At 50.2% G+C, this 25,201-nt stretch carries 26 protein-coding genes, 1 rRNA gene and 1 other annotated feature; of the genes, 13 read left to right on the top strand and 14 right to left on the bottom strand.

Going from position 1 to position 25,201, the window contains the following annotated elements; all coding sequences use genetic code 11:
* Positions 1 to 101: 101 nt before the first annotated feature.
* From AB4H76_RS06380 to rluD, 4 genes are all read right to left on the bottom strand, one after another.
* A 16S ribosomal RNA gene (locus AB4H76_RS06380) occupies positions 102 to 1,643 on the bottom strand.
* A 442-nt stretch (positions 1,644 to 2,085) separates the two neighbouring features.
* Complete coding sequence (clpB, locus tag AB4H76_RS06375) at positions 2,086 to 4,659, bottom strand: ATP-dependent chaperone ClpB (protein ID WP_001235102.1); 2,574 nt, start codon at positions 4,657 to 4,659, stop codon at positions 2,086 to 2,088.
* Positions 4,660 to 4,788: 129 nt separating this feature from the next.
* Complete coding sequence (gene yfiH, locus AB4H76_RS06370) at positions 4,789 to 5,520, bottom strand: purine nucleoside phosphorylase YfiH (RefSeq protein WP_000040169.1); 732 nt, start codon at positions 5,518 to 5,520, stop codon at positions 4,789 to 4,791.
* On the bottom strand, positions 5,517 to 6,497 hold the full coding sequence (gene rluD, locus AB4H76_RS06365; RefSeq protein ID WP_000079100.1) for a 23S rRNA pseudouridine(1911/1915/1917) synthase RluD: 981 nt from the start codon (positions 6,495 to 6,497) through the stop codon (positions 5,517 to 5,519). Before rluD ends, yfiH begins: the two co-directional genes overlap by 4 nt.
* Before the next feature lie 134 nt (positions 6,498 to 6,631).
* Between rluD and bamD the strand changes: the two genes are divergently transcribed.
* From bamD to pheA, 4 genes are all read left to right on the top strand, one after another.
* Positions 6,632 to 7,369, top strand: coding sequence for an outer membrane protein assembly factor BamD (gene bamD, locus AB4H76_RS06360; protein ID WP_000197686.1), 738 nt, complete (start codon positions 6,632 to 6,634; stop codon positions 7,367 to 7,369).
* 270 nt (positions 7,370 to 7,639) lie between these two features.
* Positions 7,640 to 7,981, top strand: a complete 342-nt coding sequence (gene raiA, locus AB4H76_RS06355) for a ribosome-associated translation inhibitor RaiA (protein ID WP_000178456.1) — start codon at positions 7,640 to 7,642, stop codon at positions 7,979 to 7,981.
* Positions 7,982 to 8,083: 102 nt separating this feature from the next.
* Positions 8,084 to 8,209: a sequence feature (Phe leader region), on the top strand.
* A complete protein-coding gene (pheL, locus tag AB4H76_RS06350; protein WP_010723158.1) occupies positions 8,085 to 8,132 on the top strand; it encodes a phe operon leader peptide in 48 nt (15 codons plus the stop codon). Its footprint overlaps the feature before it by 48 nt.
* 21 nt (positions 8,210 to 8,230) lie before the next feature.
* Positions 8,231 to 9,391, top strand: a complete 1,161-nt coding sequence (gene pheA, locus AB4H76_RS06345) for a bifunctional chorismate mutase/prephenate dehydratase (protein ID WP_000200120.1) — start codon at positions 8,231 to 8,233, stop codon at positions 9,389 to 9,391.
* 42 nt (positions 9,392 to 9,433) lie between these two features.
* Here the strand turns inward: pheA and tyrA are convergent, their stop codons facing one another.
* Together tyrA and aroF are read right to left on the bottom strand one after the other, a co-directional pair.
* Complete coding sequence (tyrA, locus tag AB4H76_RS06340; protein WP_000225221.1) at positions 9,434 to 10,555, bottom strand: bifunctional chorismate mutase/prephenate dehydrogenase; 1,122 nt, start codon at positions 10,553 to 10,555, stop codon at positions 9,434 to 9,436.
* Positions 10,556 to 10,565: 10 nt separating this feature from the next.
* Positions 10,566 to 11,636, bottom strand: a complete 1,071-nt coding sequence (gene aroF / locus AB4H76_RS06335; RefSeq protein ID WP_001168037.1) for a 3-deoxy-7-phosphoheptulonate synthase AroF — start codon at positions 11,634 to 11,636, stop codon at positions 10,566 to 10,568.
* Between the two features lie 209 nt (positions 11,637 to 11,845).
* Here aroF and AB4H76_RS06330 point away from each other — a divergent pair, with 209 nt between their 5' ends.
* From AB4H76_RS06330 to AB4H76_RS06315, 4 genes are all read left to right on the top strand, one after another.
* Positions 11,846 to 12,211: a DUF2799 domain-containing protein gene (locus AB4H76_RS06330; protein WP_000976004.1), complete on the top strand. Its 366-nt coding sequence runs from the start codon at positions 11,846 to 11,848 to the stop codon at positions 12,209 to 12,211.
* A 149-nt stretch (positions 12,212 to 12,360) separates the two neighbouring features.
* On the top strand, positions 12,361 to 12,879 hold the full coding sequence (locus AB4H76_RS06325; RefSeq protein ID WP_001212391.1) for a YfiR family protein: 519 nt from the start codon (positions 12,361 to 12,363) through the stop codon (positions 12,877 to 12,879).
* Positions 12,869 to 14,095, top strand: a complete 1,227-nt coding sequence (gene dgcN, locus AB4H76_RS06320) for a diguanylate cyclase DgcN (RefSeq protein WP_000969032.1) — start codon at positions 12,869 to 12,871, stop codon at positions 14,093 to 14,095. The genes AB4H76_RS06325 and dgcN overlap by 11 nt, the downstream gene beginning before the upstream one ends.
* A gap of 15 nt (positions 14,096 to 14,110) precedes the next feature.
* Positions 14,111 to 14,593, top strand: a complete 483-nt coding sequence (locus AB4H76_RS06315) for an OmpA family protein (RefSeq protein ID WP_000589847.1) — start codon at positions 14,111 to 14,113, stop codon at positions 14,591 to 14,593.
* A gap of 75 nt (positions 14,594 to 14,668) precedes the next feature.
* On the opposite strand, the gene rplS is transcribed toward AB4H76_RS06315, so the two are convergent.
* From rplS to ffh, 5 genes are all read right to left on the bottom strand, one after another.
* Complete coding sequence (gene rplS / locus AB4H76_RS06310; protein ID WP_000065253.1) at positions 14,669 to 15,016, bottom strand: 50S ribosomal protein L19; 348 nt, start codon at positions 15,014 to 15,016, stop codon at positions 14,669 to 14,671.
* 41 nt (positions 15,017 to 15,057) lie between these two features.
* Positions 15,058 to 15,825 (bottom strand): tRNA (guanosine(37)-N1)-methyltransferase TrmD, encoded by a 768-nt coding sequence (trmD, locus tag AB4H76_RS06305; protein WP_000264777.1) that lies wholly within the window; start codon positions 15,823 to 15,825, stop codon positions 15,058 to 15,060.
* Positions 15,826 to 15,855: 30 nt separating this feature from the next.
* A complete protein-coding gene (gene rimM, locus AB4H76_RS06300) occupies positions 15,856 to 16,404 on the bottom strand; it encodes a ribosome maturation factor RimM (RefSeq protein ID WP_000043335.1) in 549 nt (182 codons plus the stop codon).
* Between the two features lie 18 nt (positions 16,405 to 16,422).
* A complete protein-coding gene (rpsP, locus tag AB4H76_RS06295) occupies positions 16,423 to 16,671 on the bottom strand; it encodes a 30S ribosomal protein S16 (RefSeq protein ID WP_000256450.1) in 249 nt (82 codons plus the stop codon).
* A gap of 136 nt (positions 16,672 to 16,807) precedes the next feature.
* Positions 16,808 to 18,169: a signal recognition particle protein gene (gene ffh, locus AB4H76_RS06290; RefSeq protein ID WP_000460035.1), complete on the bottom strand. Its 1,362-nt coding sequence runs from the start codon at positions 18,167 to 18,169 to the stop codon at positions 16,808 to 16,810.
* Between the two features lie 166 nt (positions 18,170 to 18,335).
* Between ffh and AB4H76_RS06285 the strand changes: the two genes are divergently transcribed.
* Positions 18,336 to 19,127, top strand: a complete 792-nt coding sequence (locus tag AB4H76_RS06285; protein WP_001338897.1) for a cytochrome C assembly family protein — start codon at positions 18,336 to 18,338, stop codon at positions 19,125 to 19,127.
* Between the two features lie 20 nt (positions 19,128 to 19,147).
* Positions 19,148 to 20,434, top strand: coding sequence for an HlyC/CorC family transporter (locus AB4H76_RS06280; RefSeq protein ID WP_010723175.1), 1,287 nt, complete (start codon positions 19,148 to 19,150; stop codon positions 20,432 to 20,434).
* Between the two features lie 54 nt (positions 20,435 to 20,488).
* Here the strand turns inward: AB4H76_RS06280 and grpE are convergent, their stop codons facing one another.
* The gene (grpE, locus tag AB4H76_RS06275) at positions 20,489 to 21,082 is read right to left on the bottom strand and encodes a nucleotide exchange factor GrpE (RefSeq protein WP_001296310.1); all 594 of its coding nucleotides are present in this window, start codon (positions 21,080 to 21,082) and stop codon (positions 20,489 to 20,491) included.
* A 122-nt stretch (positions 21,083 to 21,204) separates the two neighbouring features.
* On the opposite strand from grpE, the gene nadK reads away from it, so the two are divergent.
* The 3 genes from nadK (at position 21,205) to bamE (ending at position 24,320) form a co-directional block, all read left to right on the top strand.
* Positions 21,205 to 22,083, top strand: coding sequence for an NAD(+) kinase (gene nadK / locus AB4H76_RS06270; protein ID WP_001059169.1), 879 nt, complete (start codon positions 21,205 to 21,207; stop codon positions 22,081 to 22,083).
* 85 nt (positions 22,084 to 22,168) lie between these two features.
* Positions 22,169 to 23,830, top strand: coding sequence for a DNA repair protein RecN (gene recN, locus AB4H76_RS06265; RefSeq protein ID WP_000880910.1), 1,662 nt, complete (start codon positions 22,169 to 22,171; stop codon positions 23,828 to 23,830).
* Positions 23,831 to 23,978: 148 nt separating this feature from the next.
* Positions 23,979 to 24,320 carry an outer membrane protein assembly factor BamE gene (gene bamE / locus AB4H76_RS06260; protein ID WP_001203437.1) on the top strand — a complete coding sequence of 114 codons (342 nt, stop codon included), beginning with the start codon at positions 23,979 to 23,981 and terminating at the stop codon, positions 24,318 to 24,320.
* 61 nt (positions 24,321 to 24,381) lie between these two features.
* Here the strand turns inward: bamE and AB4H76_RS06255 are convergent, their stop codons facing one another.
* Both AB4H76_RS06255 and ratA read right to left on the bottom strand, forming a co-directional pair.
* Positions 24,382 to 24,672 (bottom strand): RnfH family protein, encoded by a 291-nt coding sequence (locus AB4H76_RS06255; RefSeq protein ID WP_001117838.1) that lies wholly within the window; start codon positions 24,670 to 24,672, stop codon positions 24,382 to 24,384.
* A complete protein-coding gene (gene ratA / locus AB4H76_RS06250) occupies positions 24,662 to 25,099 on the bottom strand; it encodes a type II toxin-antitoxin system toxin RatA (protein WP_001300750.1) in 438 nt (145 codons plus the stop codon). The genes AB4H76_RS06255 and ratA overlap by 11 nt, the downstream gene beginning before the upstream one ends.
* Positions 25,100 to 25,201 lie beyond the last annotated feature (102 nt).

The raw sequence follows: 25,201 nt of genomic DNA, 5'->3' as shown, positions 1-25,201 counted from the left end.
GGCCTTATTCTCTTCAGCCTCACTCCCAACGCGTAAACGCCTTGCTATTCACTTTTCATCAGACAATCTGTGTGAGCACTGCAAAGTACGCTTCTTTAAGGTAAGGAGGTGATCCAACCGCAGGTTCCCCTACGGTTACCTTGTTACGACTTCACCCCAGTCATGAATCACAAAGTGGTAAGCGCCCTCCCGAAGGTTAAGCTACCTACTTCTTTTGCAACCCACTCCCATGGTGTGACGGGCGGTGTGTACAAGGCCCGGGAACGTATTCACCGTGGCATTCTGATCCACGATTACTAGCGATTCCGACTTCATGGAGTCGAGTTGCAGACTCCAATCCGGACTACGACGCACTTTATGAGGTCCGCTTGCTCTCGCGAGGTCGCTTCTCTTTGTATGCGCCATTGTAGCACGTGTGTAGCCCTGGTCGTAAGGGCCATGATGACTTGACGTCATCCCCACCTTCCTCCAGTTTATCACTGGCAGTCTCCTTTGAGTTCCCGGCCGGACCGCTGGCAACAAAGGATAAGGGTTGCGCTCGTTGCGGGACTTAACCCAACATTTCACAACACGAGCTGACGACAGCCATGCAGCACCTGTCTCACGGTTCCCGAAGGCACATTCTCATCTCTGAAAACTTCCGTGGATGTCAAGACCAGGTAAGGTTCTTCGCGTTGCATCGAATTAAACCACATGCTCCACCGCTTGTGCGGGCCCCCGTCAATTCATTTGAGTTTTAACCTTGCGGCCGTACTCCCCAGGCGGTCGACTTAACGCGTTAGCTCCGGAAGCCACGCCTCAAGGGCACAACCTCCAAGTCGACATCGTTTACGGCGTGGACTACCAGGGTATCTAATCCTGTTTGCTCCCCACGCTTTCGCACCTGAGCGTCAGTCTTCGTCCAGGGGGCCGCCTTCGCCACCGGTATTCCTCCAGATCTCTACGCATTTCACCGCTACACCTGGAATTCTACCCCCCTCTACGAGACTCAAGCTTGCCAGTATCAGATGCAGTTCCCAGGTTGAGCCCGGGGATTTCACATCTGACTTAACAAACCGCCTGCGTGCGCTTTACGCCCAGTAATTCCGATTAACGCTTGCACCCTCCGTATTACCGCGGCTGCTGGCACGGAGTTAGCCGGTGCTTCTTCTGCGGGTAACGTCAATGAGCAAAGGTATTAACTTTACTCCCTTCCTCCCCGCTGAAAGTACTTTACAACCCGAAGGCCTTCTTCATACACGCGGCATGGCTGCATCAGGCTTGCGCCCATTGTGCAATATTCCCCACTGCTGCCTCCCGTAGGAGTCTGGGCCGTGTCTCAGTTCCAGTGTGGCTGGTCATCCTCTCAGACCAGCTAGGGATCGTCGCCTTGGTGAGCCGTTACCCCACCAACAAGCTAATCCCATCTGGGCACATCCGATGGCAAGAGGCCCGAAGGTCCCCCTCTTTGGTCTTGCGACATTATGCGGTATTAGCTACCGTTTCCAGTAGTTATCCCCCTCCATCAGGCAGTTTCCCAGACATTACTCACCCGTCCGCCACTCGTCAGCGAAGCAGCAAGCTGCTTCCTGTTACCGTTCGACTTGCATGTGTTAGGCCTGCCGCCAGCGTTCAATCTGAGCCATGATCAAACTCTTCAATTTAAAAGTTTGATGCTCAAAGAATTAAACTTTGTAATGAATTACGTGTTCACTCTTGAGACTTGGTATTCATTTTTCGTCTTGCGACGTTAAGAATCCGTATCTTCGAGTGCCCACACAGATTGTCTGATAAATTGTTAAAGAGCAGTGCCGCTTCGCTTTTTCTCAGCGGCGCGGGGTGTGCATAATACGCTTTCCCGCTACAGAGTCAAGCATTTCTTTGCTTTTCTCTGTTGAGATTCTCAGGAGAACCCCGCTGACCCGGCGGCGTGTTTGCCGTTGTTCCGTGTCAGTGGTGGCGCATTATAGGGAGTTATTCCGGCCTGACAAGCGAAAAATATAAAAACTTTATCGTTCGCTCACTTTTCAGGCAAAACATCTTAAATATAGTCTTTTCCGTCTAACTTATAGACAAAAACGAGCCCCGAAGGGCTCGTTTTATCATTTACTGGACGGCGACAATCCGGTCTTCATTAACTTCCAGGCGAATCACTTTACCCGGAACCAATTCACCAGACAGTATTTGCTGTGCCAGCGGGTTTTCGATCTGCTGCTGAATTGCACGTTTCAGAGGACGTGCACCATAGACCGGATCGTAACCGTTCTCGCTCAGCAGTTTCAGCGCCTCGTCAGAAATGTGGATTTCATAACCACGTTCTTCCAGACGTTTGTACAGACGTTTCAACTGAATCTGCGCAATCGAGGCAATGTGCTGTTCACCCAGCGGATGGAAGACCACCACTTCATCGATACGGTTAATGAATTCCGGACGGAAGTTATGGCTTACCACACCGAGCACCAGCTCTTTCATGTGCGCATAATCCAGTTCACCGAAGCGTTCCTGAATCAGATCGGAACCGAGGTTAGAGGTCATAATGACGACCGTATTACGGAAGTCGACCGTTCTCCCTTGCCCGTCAGTCAGACGCCCATCATCCAGTACCTGCAACAGAATGTTGAAGACATCCGGATGCGCTTTTTCCACTTCATCCAGCAGGATGACGGAATACGGACGACGACGCACCGCTTCGGTCAGGTAGCCACCTTCTTCATAACCGACATATCCCGGAGGCGCACCAACCAAACGAGACACCGAGTGTTTCTCCATAAACTCGGACATATCGATACGGACCATCGCCTCGTCGCTATCAAACATAAAGTTCGCCAGCGCCTTACAAAGCTCTGTTTTCCCCACACCAGTTGGGCCGAGGAACAGGAATGAACCAATCGGGCGATTTGGATCCGCCAGCCCCGCACGGCTACGACGAATAGCGTTAGATACCGCATCAACCGCTTCGTTCTGACCAATTACGCGATGGTGCAGTTCTTGCTCCATACGCAGCAGTTTTTCGCGCTCGCTTTCCATCATGCGAGAAACCGGAATCCCCGTCCAACGCGCCAGCACTTCAGCAATTTCGGCGTCGGTCACTTTATTACGCAACAGACGCATAGTTTTGCCTTCGAGCTGCGTTGCGGCTTCCAGTTGCTTTTCCAGTTCCGGGATTTTGCCGTATTGCAGTTCAGACATCCGCGCCAGGTCCCCCACACGGCGAGCCTGTTCAATAGCGATTTTCGCCTGTTCCAGTTCCGCTTTAATGGTCTGCGTACCAGAAAGCGATGCCTTCTCTGCTTTCCACTCTTCTTCTAACTCGGAGTACTGACGTTCTTTGTCGCTCAGTTCTTCGTTGAGCATATCCAGACGTTTTTTACTGGCTTCATCAGACTCTTTCATTAACGCCTGTTGTTCCAGTTTGAGCTGGATGATACGACGATCGAGTCGGTCGAGTTCTTCTGGTTTTGAGTCAATCTGCATACGAATGCTGGATGCTGCTTCATCGATCAGGTCGATGGCTTTATCCGGCAGCTGACGGTCAGCAATGTAGCGATGAGACAACGTCGCCGCTGCAACAATTGCCGGGTCAGTAATTTGCACATGGTGGTGCAATTCGTAACGTTCTTTCAGGCCACGCAGAATCGCAATGGTATCTTCAACAGAAGGCTCGGCAACAAACACTTTCTGGAAACGACGTTCCAGCGCAGCATCTTTTTCAATGTACTGGCGATATTCGTCAAGCGTCGTGGCACCTACGCAGTGCAATTCACCACGCGCCAGCGCCGGTTTCAGCATGTTTCCGGCGTCCATTGCGCCATCGGCTTTACCCGCGCCGACCATGGTATGTAATTCGTCGATAAATAGGATGACGTTGCCTTCCTGTTTGGCAAGATCGTTAAGCACGCCTTTTAAACGTTCTTCAAACTCACCGCGATATTTCGCCCCAGCCACCAGCGCGCCCATATCCAGCGCCAGTACCCGGCGGCCTTTCAACCCTTCCGGCACTTCGCCGTTGATAATACGCTGCGCCAGACCTTCAACGATGGCAGTTTTACCGACGCCGGGTTCACCAATCAGTACCGGGTTATTTTTAGTACGACGTTGCAGCACCTGAATGGTACGGCGAATTTCTTCATCACGACCAATCACCGGATCGAGTTTGCCCTGTTCGGCTCGTTCGGTAAGGTCGATGGTATATTTTTTCAAAGCCTGACGTTGGTCTTCAGCACCTTGATCGTTCACGCTTTCACCTCCACGCATTTGTTCAATCGCTTGAGTAATGTTGGCGGTGGTCGCCCCTGCTGCTTTCAGGATGTCGGCCAGCGTGCCGCGAGACTCAAGTGCCGCCAGAACGAACAGTTCTGACGAGATAAAGTTATCACCACGTTTTTGCGCCAGCTTGTCGCAAAGATTAAGAACGCGCACCAGATCCTGTGATGGCTGGACATCACCACCAGTACCTTCAACCTGCGGTAAACGATTTAATGCCTGATTGATATCTGTGCGCAACTGGCCAGCATTTATGCCAGCGGATGTTAATAAAGGACTAACCGAACCCCCTTCCTGATTCAGCAGGGCGCTCATTAAATGAAGTGGTTCGATAAATTGGTTGTCGTGCCCGAGTGCAAGTGATTGGGCATCGGCAAGAGCAAGCTGGAATTTATTAGTAAGACGATCCAGACGCATAACTCCTCCCATAACGGATCAAAGTTGCTACTGGAGATTAAATGAGGTCATCCCTCAATTATTCAAGGTTATTGACCAGATTAATGTGAAAAGAAAATCACGCGTACCGGATCGTCTTGATTCTTTAGGTTATATCAGCCAAATGAAACTTGCCATACGACCGGTGGTCTTGTCGCGACGATAAGAGAAGAAAGTCTCATTTTCCGTATATGTACAACGGTCGCCGCCGAAAATTTGCTCAACACCCACGTTCGCCAGACGCTGCCGGGCAAGCTGATAAATATCCGCCAGATACTTATCACCATGCTGAATGAAAGCTGCACTTGCTTTAGCGTCTACTGCCATAAACGCCTCGCGAACCTCCCCCCCCACTTCGAACGCGCGTGGACCAATTGCCGGCCCTAACCAGGCGAGAATATTTTCCGGATTATCAGCAAAACAGGAAACCGTCTCTTCCAGCACGCCTGCGCACAGTCCACGCCAGCCAGCATGAGCGGCGGCGACTTCCGTTCCCGCTCGATTGCAAAACAGCACAGGGAGGCAGTCGGCAGTCATCACTGCGCAAACCGTGCCGGGCGTATTGCTATAAGAGGCATCCGCCCGTTTTGAGGCATAAGGTTCGCCAGTGAGCTTAAGCACATCTTTGCCGTGTACCTGCTCAAGCCAGACCGGTTTAGAAGGCAAATTGCCCGCAGCAAAAAGTCGCTTGCGATTCTCCTCAACGTGATCCGGGTTATCGCCACAATGGGCACCGAGGTTGAGTGAGTCATACGGGGGCAAGCTCACGCCGCCGATACGAGTGGAGCTACAGGCCGCAACACCTTTTGGCTGCGGCCACTGCGGGACAATCAGCTTACTCATAACCAGTCCACTTCATCCTTATGTTCTTCGAAATCGGCGCGCATCACCTCAATCAGCTCCACCATATCTTGTGGAATAGGCGCATGCCATTCCATTTCGATGCCGGAGATCGGGTGATAAAGACGCAGCATGGTTGCATGTAGCGCCTGGCGGTCAAACTTACGCAGCGTGGAGATAAATGCTTCCGAAGCACCTTTTGGCGGACGCGGACGGCCACCATAAACCGGATCGCCCACCAGCGGATGAGTGATATGGGCCATATGCACGCGGATCTGGTGCGTACGTCCAGTTTCCAGACGCAACCGCAGACGCGTGTGCACACGGAAGTGTTCCATGATGCGATAGTGAGTCACCGCTGGTTTGCCCATCGGATGCACCGCCATATGGGTACGTTTGGTCGGGTGGCGACTGATTGGCTCGTCCACCGTGCCACCTGCGGTCATATGACCAATCGCCACCGCTTCATACTCACGAGTAATTTCACGCCGTTGCAAAGATTCGACTAAACGCGTCTGAGCCGGAACGGTTTTTGCCACAACCATCAGGCCAGTGGTGTCTTTATCCAGACGATGGACGATGCCCGCACGCGGTACATCGGCAATGGGTGGATAGTAATGAAGCAACGCATTCAGTACCGTGCCATCCGGGTTACCCGCGCCAGGATGTACCACCAGGTCGCGCGGTTTATTAATGATAATAATGTCTTCATCTTCATAGACGATATCCAGCGGGATATCCTGCGGTTCAAAACGCGCTTCTTCTTCAATCTCAGCGTTGATGGCAACCTGCTCGCCACCCAATACTTTTTCTTTCGGCTTATCACAAACTTTGCCGTTAACCAGCACTCGCTGGTCGAGGATCCATTCTTTTATTCGCGAACGTGAATAATCCGGGAACATTTCGGCCAAAGCCTGATCTAAGCGTTGACCGAGTTGGTTTTCGGACACCGTTGCAGTGAGCTGTACTCGTTGTGCCATATATACTGCTTCTTCGTTTATCGTTGGGGTTTTACGGCTTTGCCGTTTAATATAGTGTGCTATTGTAGCTGGTCTTAACCGGGAGCAGGAACAGAGAATCTCCCGTATTACATTTTGAGGAAAGTCAAAACGTCATGACGCGCATGAAATATCTGGTGGCAGCCGCCACACTAAGCCTGTTTTTGGCGGGTTGCTCGGGGTCAAAGGAAGAAGTACCTGATAATCCGCCAAATGAAATTTACGCGACTGCACAACAAAAGCTGCAGGACGGTAACTGGAGACAGGCAATAACGCAACTGGAAGCGTTAGATAATCGCTATCCGTTTGGTCCGTATTCGCAGCAGGTGCAGCTGGATCTCATCTACGCCTACTATAAAAACGCCGATTTGCCGTTAGCACAGGCTGCCATCGATCGTTTTATTCGCCTTAACCCGACCCATCCGAATATCGATTATGTCATGTACATGCGTGGCCTGACCAATATGGCGCTGGATGACAGTGCGCTGCAAGGGTTCTTTGGCGTCGATCGTAGCGATCGCGATCCTCAACATGCACGAGCTGCGTTTAGTGACTTTTCCAAACTGGTGCGCGGCTATCCGAACAGTCAGTACACCACCGATGCCACCAAACGTCTGGTATTCCTGAAAGATCGTCTGGCGAAATATGAATACTCCGTGGCCGAGTACTATACAGAACGTGGCGCATGGGTTGCCGTCGTTAACCGCGTAGAAGGCATGTTGCGCGACTACCCGGATACCCAGGCTACGCGTGATGCGCTGCCGCTGATGGAAAATGCATACCGTCAGATGCAGATGAATGCGCAAGCTGAAAAAGTAGCGAAAATCATCGCCGCAAACAGCAGCAATACATAACAGAAACCTGAAACACAAAACGGCAGCCCTTGAGCTGCCGTTTTTTTATTCTGTCAGTTGTGAAACTGAAGCGATTTAGTCGCTATCGATCTCATCAAATATGGCTCGCTTTGAGATATTCCTCAAGTAAAAAAACATCTCTTCCTGCGATTTCTCACAAAAAAGATTCGTTGACAAAAAGTGACAAAATTATGAGATTTTCATCACACATTTTGACATCAGGAACGGTATGCTGAATTCACCAAGACGGGAAGACAAGAGGTAAAATTTATGACAATGAACATTACCAGCAAACAAATGGAAATTACTCCGGCCATCCGCCAACATGTCGCAGACCGTCTCGCCAAACTGGAAAAATGGCAAACACATCTGATTAATCCACATATCATTCTGTCCAAAGAGCCACAAGGGTTTGTTGCTGACGCCACAATCAATACACCTAACGGCGTTCTGGTTGCCAGTGGTAAACATGAAGATATGTACACCGCAATTAACGAATTGATCAACAAGCTGGAACGGCAGCTCAATAAACTGCAGCACAAAGGCGAAGCACGTCGTGCCGCAACATCGGTGAAAGACGCCAACTTCGTCGAAGAAGTTGAAGAAGAGTAGTCCTTTATATTGAGTGTATCGCCAACGCGCCTTCGGGCGCGTTTTTTGTTGACAGCGTGAAAACAGTACGGGTACTGTACTAAAGTCACTTAAGGAAACAAACATGAAACACATACCGTTTTTCTTCGCATTCTTTTTTACCTTCCCCTGAATGGGAGGCGTTTCGTCGTGTGAAACAGAATGCGAAGACGAACAATAAGGCCTCCCAAATCGGGGGGCCTTTTTTATTGATAACAAAAAGGCAACACTATGACATCGGAAAACCCGTTACTGGCGCTGCGAGAGAAAATCAGCGCGCTGGATGAAAAATTATTAGCGTTACTGGCAGAACGGCGCGAACTGGCCGTCGAGGTGGGAAAAGCCAAACTGCTCTCGCATCGCCCGGTACGTGATATTGATCGTGAACGCGATTTGCTGGAAAGATTAATTACGCTCGGTAAAGCGCACCATCTGGACGCCCATTACATTACTCGCCTGTTCCAGCTCATCATTGAAGATTCCGTATTAACTCAGCAGGCTTTGCTCCAACAACATCTCAATAAAATTAATCCGCACTCAGCACGCATCGCTTTTCTCGGCCCCAAAGGTTCTTATTCCCATCTTGCGGCGCGCCAGTATGCTGCCCGTCACTTTGAGCAATTCATTGAAAGTGGCTGCGCCAAATTTGCCGATATTTTTAATCAGGTGGAAACCGGCCAGGCCGACTATGCCGTCGTACCGATTGAAAATACCAGCTCCGGTGCCATAAACGACGTTTACGATCTGCTGCAACATACCAGCTTGTCGATTGTTGGCGAGATGACGTTAACTATCGACCATTGTTTGTTGGTCTCCGGCACTACTGATTTATCCACCATCAATACGGTCTACAGCCATCCGCAGCCATTCCAGCAATGCAGCAAATTCCTTAATCGTTATCCGCACTGGAAGATTGAATATACCGAAAGTACGTCTGCGGCAATGGAAAAGGTTGCACAGGCAAAATCACCGCATGTTGCTGCGTTGGGAAGCGAAGCTGGCGGCACTTTGTACGGTTTGCAGGTACTGGAGCGTATTGAAGCAAATCAGCGACAAAACTTCACCCGATTTGTGGTGTTGGCGCGTAAAGCCATTAACGTGTCTGATCAGGTTCCGGCGAAAACCACGTTGTTAATGGCGACCGGGCAACAAGCCGGTGCGCTGGTTGAAGCGTTGCTGGTACTGCGCAACCACAATCTGATTATGACCCGTCTGGAATCACGCCCGATTCACGGTAATCCATGGGAAGAGATGTTCTATCTGGATATTCAGGCCAATCTTGAATCAGCGGAAATGCAAAAAGCATTGAAAGAGTTAGGGGAAATCACCCGTTCAATGAAGGTATTGGGCTGTTACCCAAGTGAGAACGTAGTGCCTGTTGATCCAACCTGATGAAAAGGTGCCGGATGATGTGAATCATCCGGCACTGGATTATTACTGGCGATTGTCATTCGCCTGACGCAATAACACGCGGCTTTCACTCTGAAAACGCTGTGCGTAATCGCCGAACCAGTGCTCCACCTTGCGGAAACTGTCAATAAACGCCTGCTTATCGCCCTGCTCCAGCAACTCAATCGCCTCGCCGAAACGCTTATAGTAACGTTTGATTAACGCCAGATTACGCTCTGACGACATAATGATGTCGGCATAAAGCTGCGGATCCTGAGCAAACAGTCGCCCGACCATCGCCAGCTCAAGGCGGTAAATCGGCGAAGAGAGCGCCAGAAGTTGCTCAAGCTGAACATTTTCTTCTGCCAGGTGCAGCCCGTAAGCAAAAGTAGCAAAGTGGCGCAGTGCCTGAATAAACGCCATATTCTGATCGTGCTCGACGGCGCTAATACGATGCAGCCGAGCGCCCCAGACCTGAATTTGCTCCAGAAACCATTGGTATGCTTCCGGTTTACGTCCATCACACCAGACCACAACTTGCTTTGCCAGGCTACCGCTGTCCGGACCGAACATCGGGTGTAGCCCCAGCACCGGACCATCATGCGCCGCCAGCATGGCCTGTAATGGCCCATTTTTCACTGATGCCAGATCGACCAGAATACAATCTTTCGGTAAAGGCGGTAATTTGCCAATAACTTGCTCAGTAACGTGGATTGGCACACTAACAATCACCATTCCGGCATCGGCAACAATATCAGCCGCTCGATCCCAGTCATGTTGCTCCAGAATCCGCACCTGATAACCCGAGAGGGTCAGCATCTTCTCGAACAGGCGTCCCATCTGACCGCCACCGCCGACGATAACCACCGGACGCAGTGACGGACAAAGTGTTTTAAATCCTTTGTCGTTTTCACTGGAGTAAGATTCACGCATCACCCGACGCAAAACATCCTCAATCAGATCTGGCGGTACACCCAGAGCTTCCGCCTCTGCACGACGCGAGGCCAACATAGATGCCTCGCGCTCCGGAACATAAATAGGCAGTCCAAAGCGGCTTTTCACCTCGCCCACTTCAGCAACCAGTTCCAGACGCTTCGCTAATAAATTCAGCAGCGCTTTATCGACTTCATCAATTTGATCGCGTAATGCGGTCAATTCAGCAACCATAATAAACCTCTTAAGCCACGCGAGCCGTCAGCTGCCCGTTCAGATCCTGATGAATTTCACGCAGCAAGGCATCGGTCATTTCCCAGCTAATGCAGGCATCGGTTACGGATACACCGTATTTCATTTCACTGCGCGGTTGCTCGGAAGACTGATTGCCCTCGTGGATATTACTTTCGATCATCAGACCAATAATTGAGCGATTGCCATCTTTGATTTGAGCAACCACGGATTCTGCCACCGCAGGCTGACGGCGATAATCTTTATTGGAATTACCGTGGCTGCAATCTACCATCAGAGACGGGCGCAGTCCCGCCTGTTCCATCTCTTTTTCACATTGCGCAACATCCGCAGGGCTATAGTTCGGCGCTTTACCACCGCGCAGGATCACATGGCCGTCCGGATTCCCCTGAGTTTGTAGCAACGCAACCTGCCCTGCCTGGTTAATGCCAACAAAACGGTGCGGCTGGGCGGCGGCGCGCATAGCGTTAATTGCTGTTGCCAGACTGCCGTCGGTGCCGTTTTTAAAACCAACCGGCATGGAAAGCCCGGAGGCCATTTCACGGTGAGTTTGCGATTCCGTTGTACGAGCACCAATTGCTGACCAGCTAAACAGATCGCCCAGGTATTGCGGGCTATTCGGATCTAACGCTTCCGTCGCCAGTGGCAGTCCCATATTCACCAGCTCAAGCAGCAATTTACGCGCGATCTGCAGCCCGGCTTCTACATCAAAAGAGCCATCCATATGGGGATCGTTAATTAACCCTTTCCAGCCGACAGTGGTACGGGGTTTTTCAAAATAGACGCGCATTACCAGATAGAGGCTATCGCTGACCTCTGCGGCAAGGGCTTTAAATCGACGAGCATATTCCAGAGCAGTTTCCGGATCATGAATGGAACAAGGACCACATACTACCAGCAGACGAGGATCGCGCCCGGCGATAATATCTGAAATGCTTTTACGCGAGTCAGCAATCTGGGCTTCTTGTTGCAGGCTCAATGGAAAAGCGGCCTTCAGTTGTTCCGGAGTCATTAAAACCTGTTCGTCGGTAATATGTACGTTATTCAGCGCGTCTTTTTGCATGATGGCGATCCTGTTTATGCTCGTTTGCGATAGTTGATCCTCAGCGAGGATGACGTAACGATAACACATAAAGTAAAGTTTTCAATCCATATTTCGTACATTTTTATTTACACAGGCAATTTAGTCGCGCTTTCAACCCTTACCTCTGTATAGGTAAATTTACACTCCCTTTGAAAACAATCCGCTATGCTTTGAAAAAGGAGAAAGAAATGATGAAAAAGTTTATCGCCCCCTTGTTGGCTTTACTGGTTAGCGGATGTCAGATTGATCCTTATACTCACGCGCCAACCTTGACCAGCACCGACTGGTATGATGTCGGTATGGAAGATGCGATATCGGGCAGCGCCATAAAAGATGACGATGCATTTAGCGATTCACAGGCGGATCGCGGTCTATACCTTAAAGGATATGCCGAAGGACAAAAGAAAACTTGCCAGACCGATTTTACTTATGCCCGAGGACTTTCCGGTAAAAGCTTTCCTGCCAGCTGCAACAATGTTGAAAATGCCAGCCAACTGCATGAAGTATGGCAAAAAGGGGCTGATGAAAATGCCAGCACAATACGATTAAATTAATTAAAACCCCACAAATAAATTAAACATAAGATTTTACTCATTGTGTTTTATTTCTCACATTGATGACGGTCGCATGAAAAAATGATATTTTAATGAGCATTCTGAAAAAATATCGATGCATTTCGAGCGAAGATGGTGGGGATCCCTGAATGCGTTTTTCTCACCGACTGTTCTTACTTCTGATTCTCCTGCTGACGGGAGCACCAATACTCGCTCAGGAGCCTTCTGACGTTGCGAAAAACGTGCGTATGATGGTTTCCGGTATTGTCAGTTACACCCGCTGGCCTGCGCTATCAGGGCCACCAAAGTTATGTATCTTTTCATCTTCACGTTTTAGTACCGCCCTACAAGAGAATGCCGCGACATCTTTGCCTTATCTGCCTGTCATCATTCACACTCAACAAGAGGCGATGATTTCAGGCTGCAATGGTTTTTATTTTGGCAACGAGTCACCGACATTCCAGATGGAATTAACCGAACAATATCCGTCAAAGGCGTTATTATTAATTGCCGAACAAAATACCGAGTGCATTATTGGTAGCGCCTTTTGTCTGATCATCCACAATAATGACGTCAGATTTGCCGTAAACCTGGATGCCTTATCGCGTAGCGGTGTAAAGGTCAACCCGGATGTCTTAATGCTCGCACGGAAGAAAAATGATGGATAACGATAATTCTCTTAATAAGCGCCCCACGTTTAAAAGAGCATTACGCAACATCAGTATGACCAGCATATTTATCACTATGATGCTGATCTGGTTGCTGCTTTCCGTGACCTCGGTGCTGACCCTGAAACAGTACGCGCAAAAAAACCTGGCACTGACAGCAGCAACAATGACTTACAGTCTGGAAGCAGCTGTCGTTTTTGCCGATGGCCCTGCAGCAACTGAAACACTGGCAGCGCTGGGCCAGCAAGGGCAATTTTCAACTGCAGAAGTACGTGATAAGCAGCAAAATATTCTGGCATCCTGGCATTACACCCGTAAGGATCCAGGCGATACTTTCAGTAATTTCATAAGCCACTGGCTCTTCCCTGCCCCCATCATTCAGCCGATTCGTCACAATGGTGAAACCATTGGCGAAGTACGCTTAACCGCTCGCGACAGTTCAATCAGCCATTTTATCTGGTTTTCGCTCGCCGTACTGACCGGTTGTATTCTGCTGGCATCAGGCATCGCAATTACCCTCACCCGCCATTTGCACAATGGCCTGGTAGAAGCGCTGAAAAATATCACCGATGTCGTACATGATGTGCGTTCCAACCGCAATTTTTCCCGACGAGTTTCGGAAGAACGTATCGCTGAGTTTCACCGCTTCGCTCTCGACTTCAACAGTCTGCTGGATGAAATGGAAGAGTGGCAGCTTCGTTTACAGGCTAAAAATGCGCAGCTTCTACGTACCGCGCTACATGACCCATTAACCGGGCTGGCTAACCGCGCAGCGTTTCGTAGCGGCATCAACACGTTGATGAACAATTCCGATGCCCGAAAAACGTCGGCGTTACTATTTCTTGATGGCGATAATTTCAAATACATCAATGATACCTGGGGTCATGCGACGGGCGATAGAGTCTTGATTGAAATCGCAAAACGGTTAGCTGAATTTGGCGGGCTGCGACATAAAGCATACCGCCTGGGCGGCGATGAATTCGCTATGGTGCTCTATGATGTACAGTCGGAATCTGAAGTGCAGCAGATATGTTCAGCACTGACACAAATCTTTAATCTCCCGTTTGATCTTCATAATGGCCATCAGACCACCATGACATTAAGCATTGGTTACGCGATGACCATTGAGCACGCCTCTGCGGAAAAATTACAAGAGCTTGCCGATCACAATATGTATCAGGCCAAACACCAGCGTGCCGAAAAGCTGGTGAGATAACAAGGATATATCGATATGATAAAGCACCTGGTAGCACCCCTGGTTTTCACCTCACTAATACTGACTGGCTGCCAGTCCCCTCAGGGAAAGTTTACTCCTGAGCAAGTCGCCGCTATGCAATCTTATGGATTTACTGAATCCGCCGGCGACTGGTCGCTGGGCTTATCAGATGCCATTCTGTTCGCAAAAAATGACTACAAATTGCTCCCGGAAAGCCAGCAACAGATCCAAACCATGGCAGCTAAATTGGCCTCGACAGGGCTAACACATGCCCGTATGGATGGACACACCGATAACTATGGTGAAGACAGTTACAACGAAGGCTTATCATTGAAACGGGCGAATGTCGTGGCCGATGCATGGGCTATGGGTGGACAAATTCCACGCAGCAATCTCACCACACAGGGTTTAGGAAAAAAATATCCCATAGCCAGTAACAAGACCGCCCAGGGCCGCGCCGAGAACCGCCGCGTCGCAGTGGTGATTACTACCCCTTAAAACACCAGCAAACAGATAAAAAAGGGCCAGCCAATTGGCCAGCCCTTCTTAACAGGATGTCGCTTAAGCGAAATCTTAGTTAAGACGCTCTTTGATACGAGCAGCCTTACCAGTACGCTCACGCAGGTAGTACAGTTTAGCTTTACGAACAGCACCACGACGTTTGACAGAAATGCTGTCAACTACCGGAGAGTGAGTCTGGAAGACACGCTCAACGCCTTCGCCGTTGGAAATTTTACGAACAGTGAATGCAGAGTGCAGACCGCGGTTACGAATAGCGATAACCACGCCCTCGAATGCCTGCAGACGTTTTTTGGAACCTTCAACAACCCATACTTTCACTTCCACGGTATCACCCGGACGGAAGGAAGGTACGTCCTGCTTCATCTGCTCTTGTTCAAGTTGCTTAATAATGTTGCTCATAATTTAATCTCTTATCCTGGGTAAACTGATATCTCGGGGGCTTACGCCATCCCATCATGTTTATGTTGCTGTTGTGCGTGTTCCGTTTTGAACTCCGCCAGCAACCTTGCTTGCTCTTCAGTCAGAGCCAGGTTTTCCAGAAGTTCAGGTCTTCTAAGCCAGGTACGGCCCAGCGACTGTTTCAAACGCCAGCGACGTATCTCGGCATGGTTGCCCGACAGTAACACTGGCGGAACTTCCATCCCTTCTAACACCTCAGGCCGCGTATAGTGCGGGCAATCCAGCAATCCTTCAGCAAAGGAATCTTCCGTTGCCGAGGCTTCATGTCCCAGTACTCCCGGAATAAACCGGGAAACGGAGTCAATCAGCGTCATTGCTGGTAACTCACCACCACTGAGAACGTAATCGCCGATTGACCATTCTTCGTCAATTTCGGTTTGGATCACGCGCTCATCTATACCTTCGTAGCGACCGCACACCAGAATCAATTTTTGATTCGTTGCCAGTTCGCTGACGCCCGCTTGATCAAGCTTGCGTCCCTGTGGTGACAGATAAATCACCTTTGCGCCTTCACCCGCCGCGGCTTTTGCTGCATGAATGGCGTCCCGCAAGGGTTGCACCATCATTAACATCCCCGGTCCGCCGCCGTAAGGACGATCGTCCACGGTACGGTGCCGGTCATGCGTGAAGTCGCGAGGACTCCAGCTCTGGATGCTCAGCAGGCCATTTTTAACTGCCCGGCCAGTTACCCCGTAATCGGTAATTGCGCGGAACATTTCAGGAAACAGGCTAATTATGCCAATCCACATAGCGCCGTCTTTTACCGTTTATCCGGTGGTTTAAAAACCAGGATCCCAATCTACTTCGATTGAACGAGTAGTGAGATCGACTTTCTTGATAACCTGCCCATCGAGGAACGGTACGAGACGTTCCTTGATACCAAACGCATCTTTCAGGTTTGCCTTAATGACGAGAACGTCATTAGATCCGGTTTCCATCATATCGACGACTTTACCGAGATCGTAGCCTTCAGTGGTTACTACCTGGCAGCCCATCAGGTCTTTCCAGTAGTAGTCCCCCTCTTCAAGCTGAGGCAGCTGCGATGAATCCACGACAATTTCACAATTCGTCAGCAGGTTCGCCGCATCACGATCGTCAACGCCTTTCAGCTTGATGATCATGTCCTGATTGTGGTGCTTCCAGCTTTCCAGCTGGACTTGCTGCCACTGACCCGCCTTCTGGATAAACCAGGGCTGATAGTCAAAAATGCTTTCGGCGTCTTCGGTGGAAGAAAACACTCTGAGCCACCCACGAATACCGTAAGACGAACCCATTTTTCCCAAAACGATGGGATCAACAGGTGCTTGCGCGGTGAGTTGTTTGCTCATCATGACCACCGTGACAGATTAAGCTGCTTTGTTTACTTCTTTGATCAGCGCAGCAACGCGATCAGAAATAGTTGCGCCCTGGCCAACCCAGTGAGCGATGCGATCCAGATCCAGGCGAGTGCCTTCTTCTTTTTCGCTAGCGATTGGGTTGAAGAAACCAACGCGCTCGATGAAGCGACCGTTGCGTGCATTACGGCTGTCAGCGACAACAACCTGGTAGAACGGACGCTTTTTAGCGCCGTGACGTGCTAAACGAATAGTTACCATAACATCCTCTTGTGTGAATAAAACAACCGGACCCCATCGAGGAACGGAGTCCGGTGTCATATTAAAAGCCCGAAAATTTTACTGATTTCTGGAGAAAATGCAATCAGCAGTTAATAACTCTGTCGCATAAGGTCATTTAGCGACCAGGAAATCCCGGCGGCATCATCCCCTTCATGCTTCTCATCATCTTCGCCATTCCGCCCTTCTTCATTTTCTTCATCATGCGCTGCATGTCGTCGAACTGCTTCAGAAGGCGGTTAACGTCCTGCACCTGCATACCGCAACCGGCAGCGATACGACGCTTACGCGAACCTTTGATGATTTCTGGCTTAGCGCGCTCTTTCATCGTCATCGAGTTGATGATGGCTTCCATACGCACCAGCACTTTATCGTCCATCTGCGACTTAACATTATCCGGGATCTGCCCCATGCCCGGCAGCTTGCCCATCAGGCTAGCCATGCCGCCCATATTTTTCATCTGGCGCAGTTGCTCAAGAAAATCGTTGAGATCGAAGCCGTCGCCTTTTTTCAGCTTGCTGGCTAATTTCTCTGCCTGCGCGCGGTCAACTTTGCTTTCGATATCTTCGATCAGCGACAGTACGTCGCCCATGCCGAGAATACGCGACGCGATGCGGTCCGGATGGAACGGCTCCAGCGCCTCAGTTTTCTCGCCAACACCGAGAAACTTGATCGGTTTGCCAGTGATGTGACGAATAGAGAGCGCCGCACCGCCGCGGGCATCGCCGTCCACTTTGGTCAACACTACGCCGGTAAGCGGTAACGCTTCATTGAATGCTTTTGCCGTATTGGCCGCATCCTGACCGGTCATGGCGTCAACCACAAACAGGGTTTCAACCGGGTTAATCGACGCATGGACTTGTTTGATCTCGTCCATCATCGCTTCGTCAACGTGCAGACGACCAGCGGTATCCACCAGCAGCACGTCGTAGAATTTCAGTTTGGCTTCTTTCAGCGCCGCGTTAACGATATCTACCGGCTTCTGACCAACATCAGAAGGGAAGAAATCAACGCCCACCTGCTCTGCCAGCGTCTCAAGCTGTTTGATTGCCGCCGGGCGATAAACGTCGGCAGAAACCACCAGCACTTTCTTCTTGTGCTTCTCGCGCAGGAACTTACCGAGTTTACCAACGCTGGTTGTTTTACCGGCACCTTGCAGGCCCGCCATCAGCACGACCGCAGGCGGTTGCGCCGCCAGGTTCAGGGTCTGGTTCTCTTCGCCCATCGCCGCAACCAGTTCGTTACGGACGATTTTGACGAACTCCTGCCCCGGCGTCAGGCTCTTATTAACTTCATGACCAACCGCTTTCTCTTTTACGCGATTGATAAACTCACGCACTACCGGCAGAGCGACGTCCGCCTCCAGCAGCGCCATGCGCACTTCGCGCAGCGTATCTTTTACGTTGTCTTCAGTGAGGCGTCCACGGCCACTGATATTGCGCAGCGTGCGCGACAAACGATCGGTTAAATTATCAAACATTGTCTCTCGCCTGAGGTGGAAACGGTTGGCCGCAATCGCGACACATCATCAGTATTTTGCCGCAGTATAACATGAAGGCGTCTTTGTTGTTATGCAACGGTTGGAGCAGCGTTCACCTGACGCTATACTGCTTCTCTTTCTTATTGCTCAAACTGTCGACATCACTATGCCCGTTTTTGCTCTGCTCGCGCTTGTCGCCTACTCCGTCAGTCTTGCGCTGATTGTTCCCGGTCTGCTGCAAAAAAACGGCGGCTGGCGGCGCATGGCTATTATTTCTGCGGTCATTGCGCTGGTCTGCCACGCAATCGCTCTGGAAGCCCGCATCCTGCCCGACGGTGATAGCGGACAAAACCTCAGCCTGCTGAACGTTGGTTCATTGGTCAGTTTGATGATCTGTACGGTAATGACCATTGTGGCTTCTCGCAATCGTGGCTGGTTGCTGCTACCCATTGTCTATGCCTTTGCGCTTATCAACCTGGCGCTGGCGACCTTCATGCCCAATGAATACATCACCCATCTGGAAGCAACGCCTGGGATGCTGGTGCACATTGGCTTATCGCTCTTTTCCTATGCCACGCTAATTATCGCCGCCCTGTACGCGCTGCAACTGGCGTGGATTGATTACCAACTGAAGAACAAGAAGCTGGCATTTAACCAGGAAATGCCGCCATTGATGAGTATCGAGCGTAAAATGTTCCACATCACGCAGATTGGCGTGGTGCTGCTAACGCTCACGCTTTGCACTGGCCTGTTCTACATGCACAACCTATTTAGCATGGAAAATATCGACAAGGCTGTGCTCTCTATCGTGGCGTGGTTTGTCTATATTGTGCTGCTGTGGGGACATTACCATGAAGGATGGCGTGGACGCCGCGTCGTCTGGTTTAACGTTGCGGGCGCGGTAATTCTGACACTGGCCTACTTCGGCAGCCGAATTGTCCAGCAGTTAATCAGCTAAACCCAGAAAAGGAGTTTCCCCTGGAACACATTTCTACTACTACGTTGATCATTATTCTGATCATCATGGTGGTCATTTCAGCCTATTTTTCCGGGTCCGAAACCGGAATGATGACCCTCAACCGCTATCGTCTGCGACATATGGCGAAACAGGGTAATCGCTCGGCCAAACGCGTCGAAAAATTGCTGCGTAAGCCAGACCGCCTGATAAGCCTGGTGTTAATCGGCAATAACCTGGTCAATATTCTTGCCTCCGCGCTCGGCACTATTGTTGGGATGCGTTTGTACGGCGATGCGGGCGTGGCAATTGCGACTGGTGTGCTGACTTTTGTCGTACTGGTATTTGCTGAGGTATTGCCGAAAACCATTGCCGCGCTGTACCCGGAAAAAGTCGCTTATCCGAGTAGTTTTCTGCTGGCTCCGCTGCAAATTTTGATGATGCCGCTGGTCTGGTTGCTGAATGCTATCACCCGTATGCTGATGCGCATGATGGGTATCAAAACCGATATCGTGGTTAGCGGCTCTTTGAGCAAAGAAGAGTTGCGCACTATCGTGCACGAATCACGCTCACAAATTTCCCGTCGCAATCAGGATATGCTGCTGTCGGTGCTCGATCTGGAAAAAATGACCGTTGATGACATCATGGTGCCGCGCAGTGAAATTATCGGTATTGATATCAACGATGACTGGAAATCGATTCTGCGCCAACTCTCCCACTCACCTCACGGGCGCATCGTGCTCTACCGTGATTCGCTGGACGACGCCATCAGTATGCTGCGAGTACGTGAAGCCTGGCGGTTGATGTCGGAGAAAAAAGAGTTCACCAAAGAAACCATGCTGCGCGCCGCGGACGAGATCTATTTTGTGCCGGAAGGTACGCCGCTCAGCACGCAGTTGGTAAAGTTTCAGCGCAACAAAAAGAAAGTCGGCCTGGTCGTCAACGAGTATGGAGACATTCAGGGGCTGGTGACGGTTGAAGATATTCTGGAAGAGATTGTCGGCGATTTCACTACGTCGATGTCTCCAACACTTGCCGAAGAGGTCACGCCGCAAAACGACGGTTCGGTGATTATCGATGGCACCGCCAACGTGCGGGAAATCAACAAAGCCTTTAACTGGCATCTACCGGAAGATGATGCCCGCACGGTTAATGGCGTCATTCTTGAGGCACTGGAAGAGATCCCTGTCGCAGGCACCCGCGTGCGTATTGGCGAGTACGATATAGATATTCTCGACGTACAGGACAATATGATTAAGCAGGTAAAAGTTTTTCCTGTGAAACCGCTGCGCGAGAGTGTGGCGGAGTAACGAAAACGGCCCTGCATTCGCATGCAGGGCCGTGAATTATTACGAAAACAGAAATTACGCTTTTGCTTTCGCTACAGTTACCATCGCCGCACGAATCGTACGACCATTCAGCGTATAACCCTTCTGCATAATGCCCAGTACGTTACCTGGCGCAACGTCATCAGATTCCACCATTGCGATAGCCTGATGCACATTCGGGTCCAGCGGCACGTTAGTTTCGGCGATCACTTCAACACCAAACTTACGCACAACATCCAGCATCGACTTCAGCGTCAGCTCAATGCCTTCAACCATCGCAGACATATCCGGGTTAGCTTTATCAGCCACTTCCAGCGCACGATCCAGGCTATCAATCACCGGCAGCAATTCGTTGATGAATTTCTCCAGCGCGAATTTGTGGGCTTTTTCAATATCCAGTTCAGTACGTCGACGCAGGTTTTCCATTTCGGCTTTTACACGCAAAATGCCGTCACGTTCACGGGTCTGGGCTTCAGCCAGCTGAGCTTCGAGATTCGCAATTTTTTCATCGCGCGGATCCACCTGCTCAGCAGAAGCTTCTGGCTCAACTGCCTCAATCTCTTCGTGCTGATCCATGATAATTTCTTCCGGGGCTTGCCCCTCAGGCGTTTTCTGTTCTTTACTACTCATGAATTTCTCCGCGTTTTTTTCGCATTCATCTCGCTAACTTCGCTTATTATGGGGATCAGTTTCAGGGTTTCAAGGGAAGCACTCACATTGTCATCAATCTTCGCAACAAGGACCTCGGAAAAATGAATAATCATTTCAAGTGTATTGGCATTGTGGGACACCCACGGCACCCCACTGCACTGACAACACATGAAATGCTCTACCGCTGGCTGTGCACAAAAGGTTACGAGGTCATCGTTGAGCAACAAATCGCTCACGAACTGCAACTGAAGAATGTGAAAACTGGCACGCTCGCGGAGATTGGGCAACTAGCTGATCTCGCGGTAGTCGTTGGTGGCGACGGTAATATGCTGGGCGCGGCACGCACACTCGCCCGTTACGATATTAAAGTTATTGGAATCAACCGTGGCAACCTGGGTTTCCTGACTGACCTTGACCCCGATAACGCCCAGCAACAGTTAGCCGATGTGCTGGAAGGCCACTACATCAGCGAGAAACGTTTTTTGCTGGAAGCGCAAGTCTGTCAGCAAGATTGCCAGAAACGCATCAGCACCGCGATAAATGAAGTGGTGCTTCATCCAGGCAAAGTGGCGCATATGATTGAGTTCGAAGTGTATATCGACGAGATCTTTGCGTTTTCTCAGCGATCTGATGGACTAATTATTTCGACGCCAACAGGCTCCACCGCCTATTCCCTCTCTGCAGGCGGTCCTATTCTGACCCCCTCTCTGGATGCGATTACCCTGGTGCCCATGTTCCCGCATACGTTGTCAGCACGACCACTGGTCATAAACAGCAGCAGCACGATCCGTCTGCGTTTTTCGCATCGCCGTAACGACCTGGAAATCAGTTGCGACAGCCAGATAGCACTGCCGATTCAGGAAGGTGAAGATGTCCTGATTCGTCGCTGTGATTACCATCTGAATCTGATTCATCCGAAAGATTACAGTTATTTCAACACATTAAGCACCAAGCTCGGCTGGTCAAAAAAATTATTCTAATTTTACGCCAGCCTCTTTACTGTATATAAAACCAGTTTATACTGTACACAATAACAGTAATGGTTTTTCATACAGGAAAACGACTATGTTGGCACAACTGACCATCAGCAACTTTGCTATCGTTCGTGAGCTTGAGATTGATTTTCATAGCGGCATGACCGTAATAACTGGCGAGACCGGCGCGGGTAAATCTATTGCAATAGATGCCCTCGGTCTTTGTCTCGGTGGTCGCGCTGAAGCCGACATGGTGCGTACCGGCGCTGCTCGCGCTGACCTGTGCGCCCGTTTTTCTCTGAAAGATACGCCAGCGGCTCTGCGCTGGCTGGAAGAAAACCAGCTTGAAGACGGGCATGAATGTTTGCTTCGTCGCGTGATCAGCAGCGATGGTCGCTCCCGTGGTTTCATCAACGGTACAGCTGTTCCTCTGTCACAACTGCGCGAACTGGGTCAGTTGCTGATTCAGATCCATGGTCAGCACGCTCATCAATTACTCACCAAACCTGAGCACCAAAAATTCCTGCTTGATGGCTATGCCAATGAAACCTCTCTACTGCAGGAAATGACCGCACGTTATCAGTTGTGGCATCAAAGCTGCCGTGACCTCGCGCATCATCAACAGTTAAGTCAGGAACGCGCCGCCCGTGCGGAACTGCTGCAATACCAATTAAAAGAACTTAACGAATTTAATCCGCAGCCCGGAGAGTTTGAACAAATCGACGAAGAGTACAAACGTCTGGCGAACAGCGGTCAATTGCTGACCACCAGCCAGAATGCATTGGCATTAATGGCCGACGGTGAAGACGCAAACCTGCAAAGTCAGCTTTACACGGCTAAACAACTGGTGAGCGAATTGATTGGCATGGACAGCAAACTGTCCGGCGTACTTGATATGCTGGAAGAAGCTACCATCCAGATTGCTGAAGCCAGCGATGAACTGCGCCACTACTGCGATCGTCTGGATCTCGATCCCAACCGACTATTTGAACTTGAACAGCGCATCTCAAAACAGATTTCGCTGGCACGTAAACATCACGTCAGCCCTGAGGCATTGCCACAGTATTACCAGTCGCTACTGGAAGAACAGCAGCAACTGGACGATCAGGCCGACTCACAAGAAACGCTTGCGCTGGCGGTAACGAAACATCATCAGCAGGCACTGGAAATCGCGCGCGCATTACACCAACAACGCCAGCAATATGCAGAAGAACTTGCACAGCTGATCACCGACAGTATGCATGCGCTCTCAATGCCGCATGGGCAGTTTACGATCGATGTTAAATTTGACGAGCATCACCTGGGCGCTGACGGTGCCGATCGTATTGAGTTTCGGGTAACCACCAACCCAGGTCAGCCAATGCAGCCTATTGCCAAAGTCGCATCCGGTGGTGAATTGTCCCGCATCGCACTGGCAATCCAGGTCATCACGGCGCGTAAAATGGAAACCCCGGCACTGATTTTTGATGAAGTGGATGTAGGGATTAGCGGTCCAACAGCGGCAGTTGTCGGCAAACTGCTGCGTCAACTCGGCGAATCAACTCAGGTGATGTGTGTTACCCACCTGCCACAAGTCGCGGGATGTGGTCATCAACACTATTTTGTCAGCAAAGAAACCGATGGTGCGATGACAGAAACGCATATGCAATCCCTGAATAAAAAAGCGCGGTTACAAGAGCTGGCGCGCCTGCTTGGTGGCAGTGAAGTCACACGTAATACACTGGCGAATGCGAAAGAACTGCTTGCAGCGTAAACTTTTTTCCTGCTTCACGGTCAGAGTAAACAGCAAAACGCCGTAAGACCGGAAAGCAAAAGGTTTTAAAGTGATGAAAGGTCTATTATCATCGGCATATTACAGATGAGCCACGTACTGCTCGGGCCCGAAAAGGAATCAAATCACTATGCGCTGTAAAACGCTGACTGCTGCAGCAGCAGTACTATTGATGTTGACCGCAGGCTGTTCCACTCTGGAGCGAGTGGTTTACCGTCCTGACATCAACCAGGGGAACTATCTGACCGCTAACGACGTATCCAAAATACGTGTTGGCATGACGCAACAACAAGTTGCGTACGCATTGGGTACACCGCTGATGTCCGATCCATTTGGTACGAATACCTGGTTCTATGTCTTCCGCCAGCAACCAGGTCATGAAGGTGTAACGCAGCAAACGCTGACGCTGACCTTTAACAGTAGCGGTGTGTTGACCAATATTGATAACAAACCTGCGCTGAGTGGTAACTAATAATAAAGTTGCTCTCAAAGACGTTAAAAAAGGTGCTCAATGAGCACCTTTTTTCTGTCTGTTATTTATTCGCTGATTTTTCTGCTCGTTGCCTGCGAAGCTCTTTCGGATCGGCAATGAGAGGGCGATAAATCTCCACCCGATCGCCATCATGCACACTATCGCTTAGTTTTGCCGGACGGCTGTAAATGCCGACTTTGTTTTTAGTTAAATCGATATCGGTACGCAATTCCAGCAAGCCACTGGCGCGAATAGCTTCTTCAACCGTCGCGCCCTCCTGCAGCGTCACGCGCTGCAGGTACTGCTTCTCAGGTAGCGCATAAGCCACCTCAACGGCAATTTTACCTGGCACTGTAAACCTCTTTCGCACGAACCGTAAAAGCCTGGACCATATTAGCCGCCAGCTCTTTAAACACGCGACCAAAGGCGAGTTCAATCAACTTATTGGTAAACTCAAAGTCGAGATGAAACTCGATACGACACGCCTCCTGGCTCAGCGGCGTAAACTTCCATCCACCAATCAATTTCTTGAACGGCCCATCCACCAGATTCATAAGAATACTTTGGTTACTGGTCAACTGGTTGCGGGTAGTAAACGTTTTGCTGATCCCAGCCTTAGAGACATCTACCGCCGCAGTCATCTGCCCAGGAGTGGACTCCAGAATCCGACTTCCGGTACAACCCGGCAAAAACTGAGGATAAGACTGAACGTCATTCACTAACTGATACATTTGCTCCGCGCTGTAGGGTACCAGTGCGGTCCGGCTAATCTGAGGCATAACAATTTCCATCAACAAAAATCCAACAAATAATATCATTTATCCTGCTGTAAAAAAAACGCTATCCCGGCGCTGGGTAACATCGGGTTCATGCTAAGATAG

The organism is Escherichia sp. UTM R2 (assembly GCF_048593455.1).
Taxonomy (GTDB): domain Bacteria; phylum Pseudomonadota; class Gammaproteobacteria; order Enterobacterales; family Enterobacteriaceae; genus Escherichia; species Escherichia coli.
The sequence above is the reverse complement of the archived record's forward strand: the minus strand, read 5'-3'. Positions and strand labels throughout refer to the sequence as shown.